The organism is Aerococcus sp. NPDC058936, from assembly GCF_042741995.1.
Lineage (GTDB): Bacteria > Bacillota > Bacilli > Lactobacillales > Aerococcaceae > Aerococcus.
Map to the genome: position 1 here is coordinate 117,962 of NZ_JBHYKZ010000002.1, position 13,004 is coordinate 130,965.

9 protein-coding genes and 1 other annotated feature are annotated in these 13,004 nt (G+C 39.8%); of the genes, 2 read left to right on the forward strand and 7 right to left on the reverse strand.

Features of this window, described 5'->3' with window-relative positions; all coding sequences use genetic code 11:
• Nucleotides 1-57 precede the first annotated feature (57 nt).
• The gene (locus tag ACFW0C_RS01975; protein ID WP_378104908.1) at nt 58-1,386 is read left to right on the forward strand and encodes an FAD-binding oxidoreductase; all 1,329 of its coding nucleotides are present in this window, start codon (nt 58-60) and stop codon (nt 1,384-1,386) included.
• Between the two features lie 393 nt (nt 1,387-1,779).
• On the opposite strand, the gene ACFW0C_RS01980 is transcribed toward ACFW0C_RS01975, so the two are convergent.
• The gene (locus tag ACFW0C_RS01980) at nt 1,780-2,511 is read right to left on the reverse strand and encodes an NAD-dependent protein deacylase (protein WP_378104911.1); all 732 of its coding nucleotides are present in this window, start codon (nt 2,509-2,511) and stop codon (nt 1,780-1,782) included.
• Between the two features lie 151 nt (nt 2,512-2,662).
• On the opposite strand from ACFW0C_RS01980, the gene ACFW0C_RS01985 reads away from it, so the two are divergent.
• The gene (locus ACFW0C_RS01985) at nt 2,663-3,373 is read left to right on the forward strand and encodes a DsbA family protein (protein ID WP_378104913.1); all 711 of its coding nucleotides are present in this window, start codon (nt 2,663-2,665) and stop codon (nt 3,371-3,373) included.
• Between the two features lie 378 nt (nt 3,374-3,751).
• Here the strand turns inward: ACFW0C_RS01985 and nadE are convergent, their stop codons facing one another.
• The 6 genes from nadE to ACFW0C_RS02015 all read right to left on the reverse strand — a co-directional run bounded on the left by nadE (nt 3,752) and on the right by ACFW0C_RS02015 (nt 12,783).
• Nucleotides 3,752-4,582, reverse strand: coding sequence for an ammonia-dependent NAD(+) synthetase (gene nadE / locus ACFW0C_RS01990; RefSeq protein ID WP_378104915.1), 831 nt, complete (start codon nt 4,580-4,582; stop codon nt 3,752-3,754).
• 64 nt (nt 4,583-4,646) lie between these two features.
• Nucleotides 4,647-6,149 carry a nicotinate phosphoribosyltransferase gene (locus ACFW0C_RS01995; RefSeq protein ID WP_378104917.1) on the reverse strand — a complete coding sequence of 501 codons (1,503 nt, stop codon included), beginning with the start codon at nt 6,147-6,149 and terminating at the stop codon, nt 4,647-4,649.
• Nucleotides 6,150-6,565: 416 nt separating this feature from the next.
• Complete coding sequence (locus ACFW0C_RS02000; RefSeq protein WP_378104918.1) at nt 6,566-7,960, reverse strand: sugar transferase; 1,395 nt, start codon at nt 7,958-7,960, stop codon at nt 6,566-6,568.
• Between the two features lie 171 nt (nt 7,961-8,131).
• The gene (locus ACFW0C_RS02005; RefSeq protein WP_378104920.1) at nt 8,132-9,670 is read right to left on the reverse strand and encodes a cell division site-positioning protein MapZ family protein; all 1,539 of its coding nucleotides are present in this window, start codon (nt 9,668-9,670) and stop codon (nt 8,132-8,134) included.
• 358 nt (nt 9,671-10,028) lie between these two features.
• Entirely contained in the window at nt 10,029-11,549 is a 1,521-nt protein-coding gene (locus ACFW0C_RS02010; RefSeq protein ID WP_378104923.1) for an ABC transporter substrate-binding protein/permease, read from the reverse strand.
• 132 nt (nt 11,550-11,681) lie between these two features.
• Nucleotides 11,682-11,895, reverse strand: a binding site (T-box leader).
• 339 nt (nt 11,896-12,234) lie between these two features.
• Nucleotides 12,235-12,783 (reverse strand): NADPH-dependent FMN reductase, encoded by a 549-nt coding sequence (locus ACFW0C_RS02015; RefSeq protein ID WP_290491408.1) that lies wholly within the window; start codon nt 12,781-12,783, stop codon nt 12,235-12,237.
• Between the last annotated feature and the right edge of the window lie 221 nt (nt 12,784-13,004).

A 13,004-nucleotide genomic window follows, 5' to 3' on the forward strand; every position in this document is an offset into this window, starting at 1 on the left:
TTTTAAAATGATTGGAGGACAATATATTTGTAAACCCTTACAAATGGAGGCTATATTATGGAAATTGAAAAACAAGTTGCAGACAAGTATTTGAAGACATACATGGTTGAAAAAGATCCAGGATCAGCATCTTTAATTGCTTTCCCAACTTCCACTGAAGAAGTGGTCGCATTTATTAAAGATGCCAATGCGAGAAAGCAACCCACGATTACTATCGGTAGTCAAACTGGATTAACGAGCGCAACTTATCCTATCAATAATGCTTGGTTACTAAGCTTGGAGAAAATGAATAACATTATTTCATTAGATGAGCAAACGCTGACTTTAACTGTTCAAGCAGGTGTAACCTTATTTCAAATCCGCGATTATTTAGCGAATACGCCTTATTTCTATGCCCCTGACCCTGGTAATAAAAATGCATCAGTCGGTGGGAATGCATCTACAAATGCTGGTGGGATGCGAGCGATTAAATACGGGGTGACCCGTGACAATATTCGTGGTTATGATGTGGTATTAGCTAATGGAGAATTGATTCACGTTGGCTCTTTAAATAAAAAAGATGCAACAGCTTATGATTTGAAAGACCTATTTATCGGAGCTGAAGGTACACTCGGGGTAATCACAGAGTTACAATTGAGATTAACACCACGTCCAGCTTTTGAGAAATCTGTTATTCTCGGTTTTAATTCTTTAGATGGTGTGTCAGATGCTATTTTTGAAGTTGTGAAGTCACCTGTTCAACCAATTGCTTTAGAACTTTTAGAAGAATCAGGTATCCACTATTCTGAACAATTTATCAACAAGAAAATGCCTGAAGTTCACGGCGAAGCTTTCTTATTGGCAACCGTAGCGGACAATGCGGCAGACGGGTTAGCCTTCCAACTTGAAGCCATTCAAACCCTTGGGAAAAAGGCTGGTGCAATTGAAGCCCGCGAACTTTCTAATGATGAAGCAAGCGAAATGTGGGCCATCCGCGATAATATCTTGAACGGTATCGTCTCTAAAGGTGACTGGAAAATGTATGACCCGGTTGTTCCTAACCACTTGTTTACCGACTTAGTGAAAGAAGGTAAACGTTTAGGAGATAAGTATAATGTCCAAACTGGATTTTTCGGTCACGCAGGAGACGGTAATATTCATATTTGTGTCTTACGCAGTGATCAAGACGATGAAACTTGGGAACAAATTAAACACGACTACGAAAATGATTTATTCCCATATGTTGCTGAACAAGGTGGTTTATTATCTGCAGAACACGGTGTTGGTTTAGAGAAAAAAGCCTATCTACCCTATTTCAAAGATGAAGCATATATGGCAGTATTGAAGTCCATCAAACATGCTATGGATCCGAATAACATCTTGAACCCAGGAAAAATGTTTGATTAGAAGTTAGAGATAAGTAATGAAGCCTTTCGGCTTCTACTTACCTATCATTGCCTTAAAAGCAGTGGGACCGCCCTTAGAAAAATTTTCTAAGGGCTTTTCTGACGACTCATTCTGTAAGGGGTGCCCCCTAACAGAATGATGTGGGTCAGAAATCCTTGTTCCACTGCTAAGGCATGCTAGGTAGTTCCAGCCTCTGGCTTTAGTTTTAATACACAATCACTATCCGAATTGTGCATTTATTCTTGTTTAATTTTATTGGTATTTCGAATAGGAAACGCCGTACAATTTAATATTGTTATAGAAAGAGCTTTTTCACTAAGTAGTGTTATAAGATTTTTAAAGAAAAAATGCCCTACAATTTTGTGTAAGGCGTTTTTTCTTTAACATACTGATTTAACTTAGTTGGCTAAAGACGTTTTCAATTGTGTCTTCAAAAACTAATACGTCATTGAATGGAATGGTTAGTGATGATTTGTTTACTACGGTTAGATATTGTCCTCGGAAATAGTTTAAGAATCCAGCCGCTGGATAAACGACTAAACTGGTGCCTAAGATGACGAGTAAATCGGCTTGACGAATCTTATCAATCGCCCCATTTACAGTATCTTGGTCTAATTGTTCGCCGTAAAGCACGATGTCAGGACGCACAATATTACCATCATTAACACAACGAGGTATCCCGTCTTCATCTATACGTAGGTCTTCAGGTGCGTAACGTTGCCCACATTCTACGCAATAATTTTCCAATACAGTACCATGTAATTCATATACGGCTTTGGATCCTGCTTTTTGATGCAAACCATCAATGTTTTGGGTAACAACAGACACATCTTTGCCCGATTTTTCCAACTCGGCAATAAATTCGTGGCCCGCATTTGGTTTGGCATCTGGGTGGACCAATTTATCAAAGTGATAAGCAAAGTATTCTTTAGGATAATTAGCGAAAAAGTGATTTGACACGACTTCTTCTGGGCTATAAGTCCCTCCTAATTTTTCCATGAAAAGGCCATTCGCTGACCGGAAATCAGGGATACCAGAGGCTGTAGACATGCCCGCTCCTGTAAAAAAGACAATTCGTTGGCTATCCTGTATTTGTTGTTTAAATTGTTGGATTTTATCGTCCATGCTAGTCCTCCTTTATATAATTCTTTACCTATTCTAACATGACCAAATTTTTCATGCGAAATATCAAACCATTAAAGCCTTGAGCAATCTAATTGCTTATAAATTTGATTTTATCTAATATAAGGACTGACATTATACAAAGGAGAACACTATGCAAATTGAATTTTTCCACGATGTGACTTGCTCATTTTGTTTCCCCATGTCTAATCGCATGCGGGAAATCACTAGTAAATATACTAACATCGACGTGGTCCACCGTTCTTTCGCTTTTGGTTTTGAACCAGATCACTATACCCAATTGGTTGGCTCACATGAAGCCGTTAAACTTGAAGTGTTAACACATTGGAAACAAGCTAATCAAAATGATGATGACCACCGCTTTAATATAGAGGGAATGCGTGAAACCGACTTCAACTTCCCAACTTCAAAAAATGGTTTAAAATCAGCAAAAGCCGCTGGTATTTTAGGCGGGCAAGATGCTTACTGGGATGCTTTTGATGCCATCCAAAATGCTTTATTCGTTGAAAATAAGAATATCGAAGACTTTGACATCCTAAAAGCTGCGGTAGCGACTACTGATATTGATATTGACCAATGGATAGCACAATATAAAAAAGCTGAGACAGAAGAAGCTGTTTTACAAGATTTAGCAGTCAGTCAAGCATATGGCATCCAAGGAGCACCAGCTTTAGTGATCAATCAAAAATATTTGATTTCAGGTGCACAAGCAACTGAAGACATTGAAAACCAGCTAAAACAAATTGCTCAAGAAGAAGGGCAACCATTAACAGCAAAACTGCAAACCTTAGGTGGCTTGGGAATAGCTTGTAATTTCGTAGATGGTCAATGGATTTGTGACTAATCTTTCTTTCAATGAGGTGTATGATGAGATTAGCGGAATATACTTGGGACATGTTTTAGTAAAAAACGCTAAGTCCTAGATAAGTAGTTTTTAAATAGTTCCCCATAACAGTGATAATTCTTGGAAAAGTACAAAATGAATCTAACAAATTCACCCGTTAAAAAAATAATAGAAAATAGCCTTTGTGAACAGTAACATCACAGAGGCTATTTTCTATATAAGTTAAAGCTTTTTAATCTTTTGACTCGGCTCTTACATCATATGAAGTTGAGCTCGTGCCTCCAGAAAGAACTGCATTTCAGCATAGTTTGTACCTGACTTCGTCACCCACTGCTCTAATCTTCCAGCGGTTTCTTTCCTATCGTCGGCTCTTACACCTTATTTCTTCCACCATTCATCATAAACGGTTATTGGTAATTCACGTTTGTGTTGTGTTTTTAGGTACCAGTTTTCGATTTTTTCAGCAGCTTCTTGGGACACTTCTTTGCCCTCTAAGTAAGCATCGATGTCTTGGTAGGTGACACCTAGGGCTACTTCGTCGGCTAAGCCTGGGCGGTCTTCTTCTAGATCAGCTGTTGGCACTTTGGCGTATAGGTGTTCTGGTGCATCTAAATATTCAAGGATAGCGCGTCCTTGACCTTTATTTAACCGCCAAATAGGTAGGATGTCGGCTGCACCGTCACCGAATTTTGTATAGAATCCTGTGACTGATTCTGCAGCATGGTCTGTTCCTATCACAACACCTGCATTTTCACCTGCGATCGCATATTGGACTAACATCCGTTGGCGGGCTTTGATGTTTCCTTTGTTGAAGTCAGAAATTGTAAGGCCGCCCTTTTCCAATTGTTCAACTGTGGCATCAACGGCTGGTTTGATGTTAACGCGTACGGTTTGGTCGGCTGCCATGAATTCGATGGCGTCCATGGCGTCTGCTTCATCTGCTTGGTTGCCGTATGGCAGACGGACTGCGATGAATTGATACTTGTCGTCGCCAGTTTCTTCGCGCATTTCAGTGATGGCCAATTGGCATAGTTTACCAGTTAGCGTCGAATCTTGCCCACCAGAAATCCCCAGTACTAAGGTTTTCAGGAATGAATACTTGTTTAGGTAAGCCTTGATGAAATCGATGGTACGTCTGATTTCTGTTTCCGGGTCAATGCTCGGTGCGACTTTAAGGGCATTGATGATTTCTTCTTGTAATGGACGCATGATGTTCTCCCCTTTGATTGCTTATTCCGTTGTTGATTTATTGCTTTCTAGCTTAAATGGTGAATTAGTTTTCTTGATCTTCGTTGTCACCATTCAAGTCGAATTCTTTATATTCATCATTGATGCGTTCGCGAATTTCAGCGATTGAATTCATTTTTAAATCATACAGTTCTTGCGATAAGTCCACTGGATATGGCTCTGGATTCAACATACGGCGGTATTCTGACCATAAGGCATCCAAGTGCTCGCGTGAAAAATCACGAACGGTTTCAAGCGTTGGCACATCGTAAACCAATTCACCCTTATCGATAATAGTTTTCAATAACGGGCGGGCGTTGAAACGACGAACTGTTTTATTGATGTAAGTATAAGTTGGATGGAACATGAAGATAGACTCAGCGTCATTAGGATCTTCATTCATGGTTGTAATATAGTCCCCTTCAGATTTACCATCTTTCTTGCGGGTGATACGCCAGATTTGTTTCTCACCTGGTGTGGTAATTTTATCTGGAGACGACGAAATTTTCATGGTTGGGACCATATCGCCATGCTCATCTTCGATAGCACATAATTTGTAAACAGCGCCTAGAGCTGGCTGGTCAAAAGCAGTAATCAGCTGTGTACCGACACCCCAAGCGTCAATTTTAGCGCCTTGCATTTTCAAGTTTAAGATTGTTTTTTCATCTAAATCGTTTGAGGCAGAAATGATCGCATCAGGATAGCCCGCTTCATCCAACATCTTTCGGATACTTGATGATAAGTAGGAAATGTCGCCAGAGTCGATACGAACCCCGACAAAACGAGACTTATCTTCCATCTCATTGGCTACTTTGATCGCATTTGGCACACCTGAACGAAGGGTATCGTAAGTGTCCACCAAGAAGGTACATTTTTCGTGGGCATTGGCGTAAGCTTTAAAGGCCTCATAGTCACTTTGGTAAGCTTGTACCATGGCATGTGCGTGGGTACCTGAAATTGGAATGTTGAATAATTTACCTGCGCGTACGTTTGAGGTTGAATCAAATCCACCGATGTAAGCAGCGCGCGAACCCCAAATTGCTGCATCCATTTCTTGGGCACGACGGGCACCGAATTCAGCTAGTGCGTCGTCGCCAGCTACGTTACGAACGCGTGAAGCTTTGGTTGCAATTAGGGTTTGATAGTTGATGATATTTAAAACAGCCGTTTCGATCAAAGTACAGTCAGCTAGTGACCCCTTAATTTGCATCAATGGTTCGTTCGAAAAGGCAATTTCCCCTTCTTCCATTGAACGAATTGTTGCATCGAAGTGGTAGTTTTTCAAATAGTCCAAGAAATCTTCTGGATAGTCTTGTGTTTCCCGTAAGTAGGCGATATCATCGTCGGTAAATTTTAAATTTTGTACATATTGAATGACACGTTCTAGGCCTGCGAAAATGGCATATCCACTTTCAAACGGATTTTTACGGAAGTACACTTCAAAAACCGCTTGTTGGTCAGCTTTTCCAGCGTCCCAATAAGTCTTCATCATATTGATTTCATATAAATCTGTGTGAAGCGCCAGGCTATCGTTGGTCGTTGTCTTCATATTCTTATTCCCTCCAAGAATTGCGATTTGACTTTCCTTATTATACCACTATTCCTCAGCTAGTTGTCACCTCTAGACGCTTATATCCTTGTTTTAGTAAGCAAAAAAGCGTTAGCTACCAGTACACATGACTGTCGCTAACGCTTAAATGACTTTTCGTTTATAAAAATTTGAACAAACAACTCACTGTTTAGACATCAGCGGTCTCACTCTTTAGTTAAACTCGCCAGGGCAGACAGGCGTCCTGTCTCACATCCTATTTAGTCGGGTTCGAGTCTCCAGAAAGAACTATATTAACTCACTCTTTAAAGTCGAGTTCGCTTTGGCAGTCCGATCTCCACTTCAGACTAGTTTGCATCACACTTTGTGTGATGCAAACTAGCCTTCCAGTGCTACCTGCCTGAGCGCCAAAGCTCTCATCCTATGACGTCGATGTTCATTTCTTCTGCTTCTTCTCTTGTGACTGTTGGTTTTTCGTCTTCGTCAATTCCTGATGAGGATACTTTGTCGAAGAGGATTTTAATGGTTTGCAATAAGATCTTGAAGTCCAAGAACATTGAGTATTGCTTGATGTAGATCAAGTCAAAGTTCAATTTAGAGTTAAAGTCAGTGGCATATTTACCGTAGACTTGTGCGTAACCCGTTATTCCTGCTTGTACGTTGTGACGTAAGTAATAGTGCGGGTTTTCTTCTTGGAATTGGTTCACGAAGAATGGTCGCTCTGGACGTGGTCCAATCATGGACATATCTCCGCGTAGCACATTCAACAACTGTGGTAATTCATCGATACGCAAGGCACGGATATATTTACCAACTGTTGTGACACGTGCGTCATTTTTCGTTGCAATCATTGGGCCAGATTTCACTTCAGCGTCCGTTGTCATCGAACGGAATTTCAAGATATCAAACTCTTCGCCACCTTTAGTAATACGTACTTGGCGGTAGAAGACTGGTCCTTTGGAGGTTAATTTAATAATAATCGCTGTAATCAACATGATTGGTGACGTTAAGATTAAACCAACTAAGGCTATCATGATATCTAAACCACGTTTGATTAAGGCTTGGTCCGCTGGAATCGCAAAGTCTGAGGTTTCAATAATAGATTCATCTTCAAAATTCATAATATTTGGATTTACCATGACCAGGTTTTCAAATTTAGAATTTAAGAACAGTTTTTTATTGGCCCGCATCAACAAGTCATAAATTTTCAATTTTTCGCTTTCATCAATTTGCGATGCAAGATATACAATATCATACTCATCTAAACGACTCTTCACATTGCGGTAGTAATCTTCTAATACCACATGTGTTACGATATGACGAGTACTTTTCGAATTCTTGAAATTATATATTGCCGGAAAAACAGCTTCTTCAGATCCAACGATCATTACCCGTTTCGTTGACGCATAGCGTCGGTAAATATCGAAGACTAAGGCTCTAAAAATGTAGAGCATCACAACACTTACCACAAAGTCGATCAAGACGACTGAACGCGGAAAGGCTAACCATCTACCAGCAAAACTTAAGACCATAGCAACAACTGCTAAGATTCCTTGACTGATGATGGTGATGAAGAAGAGGTCGCCTTTGGTTTTATCATATAGGATATAAACCCCAAATAAAATATTGATAAATACAAAGATAATTAATATCCAACCAATTGCCCCTTGGAAAGCTTCATAGTTTTTCAAAGGTACATATCGACCATACCGCAAAAAGAATGAAACAAGATAAGAAAGGAACAAGATTAACGCTTCTGTTGCCGCGATAACCACGCGGTACCAGTTCGTCCATTCTCCGTTTTTTTGCATTTTTTCACCCATTTCATTATATATATACTATAAGTAAGCACCTATAATCCCTAATATTCTACCATAACCCGACTGGATTATAAGCCTATTCTAGTTAAAAAACCTTTAAATTCCCCTAGAAAAACTGAAAAAGCAGCTAGTTTTTACTCTAACTGCTTCAAACCTGTTTAATTATTCTGGTGATCCGTATGGAATTTGACTTGATTCAATTACTGAATCACTTGCAACAGATGACTGAGGTCGTTCTGTTGTTGTTGATTCAACTGTTGATTGTTGTTGGGTGCTTGATGATGCACTTTCTTCAATAACTGAACTACTTGATGATGATTCAGCTGATTCTGTCATTTGACTGGATTCATTATCTGACCCGTCTTCAATTTCTGAATCCTCACGTGATGATTCAGATTCACTCGATGATGTCGAATCGCTTGAAGTAGATGTTGATGCACTATCACTTGAACTACTAGTTGAACTACTATTTGAATCACTTGAGCTTGCAACGCTAGAACTTGATACACTTGATGCATCACTCGATGATGAACTTGCTGAATTAGGGATTTCTTCACTTGAACTTGCGTCGCTTGAGGTGCCACTTGAAGAGTTGTCATCACTAGATACTGCACTCGATGACGAACTGCTTGATTCAGATGACGACGATCCGTCCGCTATTGAACTAGATGATACTGGTCTTTGTGACGATGAAGATGAACTTCTTCGACTTGATGACCGAGATGTACTTTGTCCAGATTGTTTAGCGGCTAAAACGCCTGAAGTAACATTGGTATTTACACCAAATGATGGTTTATCAGAGGTTTGACGTAACGTTAAGGTTGCTGAAGCATCGTTAGATGCCATGATTTCTTCACGTATGGCTGTTAAATCCGCAACGCGGCTTTTTGATGCTTTAATTGCCGCTTGACCTTCTTCACGAATTTTCGCTAACGCCTCATCAGATTGATTAGCTGCCTCTGCCTCTTCTACCAAACGGTTGAAGATAGCTTGCGTTGCTTTCTCGTCACTTTTTGCGATCATTTCTAGTAACCGATCTTGAATACATGGGTTTTCGATTTCATTCACACGTTCAGTAACTGTCGTTAATTGATCTTCCAAAGTATCATAAGTCAGTGTTGTATCATTTTCGATTGCTGTTAAATCACTAGCGTATTCACGAATTAAATTGATTTGGCTTTCTGCCTCATCAATTAAAGTAGTGGCCGTGTTGTAGAAACCATCGTCTTTATTGTCCAATTGATCGGCATAATTCTCACGAAGTAAATCCAATTCATCGATAGTGACATCGTCGTCTACTAAGACATACTCTTGGATGGTTGCCCCGTTAATCACGGCTTGTCCGGAACCATCATCGTCTTCATCGAATAGTCCATTTAACTGACTTTGTAGGTCAAACCGTTGTTGGACTGATGTGATTCGTTCTTCAATAACTGGTTTTGCTTCACTGTCTCGTAAGTTGTCTACTTCTTCAGTTAATTCGGAAATTTCATCTTGTTGAATATCCGTTTTTAGGAAAGTGTAGGAGTTATCATAATAAAGCGCATTTACTGATGACGCTACAGCTTCAGTTTTCTCTTCTGCAGACATCCGGTTCGTATTGGCAAACGCACGAACGATGAATAAGGCTGCCAAACAAACCACAATACCCATTAATACATAGGCAATTTGTCGATTGTCTTTAAAAAAACGTTTGTGCACCTTTTCTCCCTCCCTTTTCTAGTTTGTCGATTGCTTGGTCTTAAGATTATCATGCAATCGCCCAAAAATAACCACCTGTTGTACTTTATCATATAATTTTTATATTAGTCATATTGATGTAATCATTCTGTAACAGCGTCAATAATAGGAGGCTCGAATCGGACTTGAAAGGGTTCAAGCTAGCTTGAACGAGACCCTTAAATCTCTACAATAAAAACTTTTTAACCATATACCCCTTTCCCAAAGGGCACTTTATATACTTACCCTAATAATAACTGACATTTTCTCAAAGCCGAAATAATACCAATTTGAATTAAAAAAGAGTCGCAACTAATCGTTACGACTCGGAAATTCATTGTTATTGGGCGTATTTCTCGTTCATCCGGCGTTCGTACACATTCAACAATTTGGTTAATGTGAAGGTTAGGATGAAGTAGATTGCCATTGAGATGATTAATGGGATGATCCCATTGAAGGTAATCGTTGATACGTTACGGGTTTGGAAGGTTAATTCCGCTACCCCGATGGTTGAAACGATTGACGATTCTTTGATTAAGGATACGAATTCATTTCCTAGTGACGGCCAGATAGATCTTAATGATTGTGGGAAAATGACTTTCCGCATAGTCACCCAGTAGCCTAGACCGAGTGAACGTGCAGCTTCAGCTTGCCCCTTATCAACCGAGTTGATTCCTCCACGGATGATTTCTGCAATATAGGCGCCCGAGTTTAGGGATACGGCCACTAAACCAGAAGTCAAAGTTGACCAACCGAACATGCCGGCGAAACCTAGGTAAATGAACAAAACTTGAATCATCAATGGTGTCCCACGAACGATTTCAATATAGCCTTGCGCAATTAGATCGATTAATTTATTTTCCGATAAACGCATTAAGGCTAAGGCTGCCCCTAAAATTAAACCGAAGAAGATAGCTGTTGCGGAAATCACTAAGGTTGTTTTCACACCATTCACAAAGTAAGGTGCGTAAGCTAGCCAAGTGGATTGACGGTTGTCTTCAATAATTTGGTAAGATTCGTCCAACCATTGGTCAATTAACCCTTGTTCTTGAGCGTCCGCAATGGATTCGTTGACTGCTGCTAGTAAGGTCGGTTGTTTTTGTGGCATGGCTGCAGCTTTACCAGGATCTTGAATTGGTAAATTGGCTTCAATCACTGTTAAATCAGGATTTTCTGCCGCATAAGCACCCGCCACATCTTCATCTAGTAGGACCCCATCCGCTAAACCTGAATTTAAGGCTGAAATTGAGTCGGTTGTGGTACGCATGACCTGAACTTCTGAGTTTGGATAGTGGTCGCCTACAAGTAATTGTTGAGTTGTCCCTTCACCAATAGAAATTTTACCACCATCAACAAAGTATGCATCATCTGTGATTTGGTCTGCTTTACTTTCTTGAATCACGAAAGATTGACCTGACACTTGGTAGACATCAGAGAAGTCCACTGACTTCGCTCGTTCTTCCGTTGCTGTCATCCCTGCTAATACTATGTCAATTTGACCCGTATCAAGCGATGTTAATAAATTCGAAAACTCCATATCAACAACTTCAAGGTTTACGCCTAAGTCATCTGCGATTTTTTGTGCTAAGAAGATATCTAGTCCAACAACCTGATTTTTCCCATCTTTTAAGATAGAAAATTCAAACGGTGCATAAGTTGAATTGGTCCCAACCCGTAACACGCCACGTTCTTGAATATCCTGGTATAAAGTATCTTCCCCTGGTGCTGTTGCATCACTGGCATCAATGGTAGATGTCGCTGATTGACCCTCTTCAGTTGCCAAAACGGGACTTTGACTCAAGCCAACCATGGCTAGAACAAGCGTCACACAAACCAAGATGATTTGTTTCATATATTTCATGATTCTGCCTCCTATTAAAACATTTTTCTGCTATCGCAGCATTTGCTTCTTATCAACTATTTAATTAACTAAACGCCACTAGCTAACTTCAACTTTTACTATTTTAGACAATAAAAAAATCCCCACCTCTATAACAGAGGCGGAGATCCACGGTACCACTCTAATTTTAGGGGTGGCCTTCACCTCCCCTTACTTGAAATGGTAACGTCATTAGCGAAATGACCTACTAACAAAGGTTCAGTCATTTTTCTCAACAATGCGGTTCAATTATCTATTCTGTAAGGCCTCACACCAACGCCCCTCGCTATACCAGTCGATAATTTACTCTTTGTTTCATTGAATATTTATTAAAATAGTATGTGGTTTAACCACGTCCACTACATTATATTGACATGACCATATATTTGTCAATCACTGTCGGTTGAAATGTTAAAAAAGTGTCAGTCGTTTTCAAACGGTAGAAAGCTTATCTGGTCTAGGTTTCCTTGCTTATAGCAATTTTTGCAGGTGTTTTTTACATGAGATTTTCACGCAAAAAAGCTGACAAACATAACAATCCAATCAGCAATTATGCGTTTCGCCATCTACCACCGCGATGGCCTCCAAAGAAGAGGAGGATATTCCTTTCCAATATAAAAAAAGACTAGCACGGGGCTAGCCTTCTTGATTTGATTATATATACGAATTAGCCTACGAATTTAGCTGCGTATTCTGCGAATTGCGCACCAGCGCTTGCTAAGAATTGTTTAGAGTCTTCGTTAGTTACTTCACCAGTCTCCATATCAGAAATTTCAGCAGAGTTGATGTAAAGTTCTGGTTGAGCCATAGTTTGTAAGTCTAAGAATACTAATGATTGACGTAATGAGTGATGCGCTAAAGTACCAGCAATACCAGAGATAGATTGAGATGCTACTAAAGCAGGTTTACCAGCCCATACGTTTTGACCCCAAGGACGAGAAGCTACGTCTAAAGCATTTTTCAATGCAGCTGGAATGTTGCGGTTGTGTTCAGGTGTTACAAAGATGATGGCATCTTGAGCTGCAACTTGTGCACGGAACTCTTCGTATTCTGCTGGAGAGTTAGCGTCTAAGTCTTGGTTATATAAAGGTAAGTTTGCGATTTCTAAAAAGTTAACTTCTGAACCTTCTGGTAAACCAGCAACGATAGCTTTCGCTACACCTTCAGATAAAGAGTTTTGACGGATAGAACCTACTACTACACCAAATTTTGTCATGTTAAAAATCTCCTTTTCAAATTTTCTTAATTTTTTATCTTACATGATATATCATAACACCTCGAATTCGAAATATCAAAAATTAGTGCTTCGTATAGCAAGTTTTTTTATTGTAGAATGAAGGATTGCTATCCTTGCGCTATGAAGAGGCCCACTATACCAAAGTTTATACTTACAAAATGTAAGTTCGGCAAAACGGATGATTTACTCAACGAGTACAA

Excerpts from the sequence above, each read along its gene's own strand:
- ACFW0C_RS02010 (WP_378104923.1), bottom strand. The coding sequence starts at position 11,549 with ATGAAATATATGAAACAAATCATCTTGGTTTGTGTGACGCTTGTTCTA.
- ACFW0C_RS01995 (WP_378104917.1), bottom strand. The coding sequence starts at position 6,149 with ATGAAGACAACGACCAACGATAGCCTGGCGCTTCACACAGATTTATAT.
- ACFW0C_RS02015 (WP_290491408.1), bottom strand. The coding sequence starts at position 12,783 with ATGACAAAATTTGGTGTAGTAGTAGGTTCTATCCGTCAAAACTCTTTA.
- ACFW0C_RS01975 (WP_378104908.1), top strand. The coding sequence starts at position 58 with ATGGAAATTGAAAAACAAGTTGCAGACAAGTATTTGAAGACATACATG.
- ACFW0C_RS02000 (WP_378104918.1), bottom strand. The coding sequence starts at position 7,960 with ATGCAAAAAAACGGAGAATGGACGAACTGGTACCGCGTGGTTATCGCG.
- ACFW0C_RS01980 (WP_378104911.1), bottom strand. The coding sequence starts at position 2,511 with ATGGACGATAAAATCCAACAATTTAAACAACAAATACAGGATAGCCAA.
- nadE (WP_378104915.1), bottom strand. The coding sequence starts at position 4,582 with ATGCGTCCATTACAAGAAGAAATCATCAATGCCCTTAAAGTCGCACCG.
- ACFW0C_RS01985 (WP_378104913.1), top strand. The coding sequence starts at position 2,663 with ATGCAAATTGAATTTTTCCACGATGTGACTTGCTCATTTTGTTTCCCC.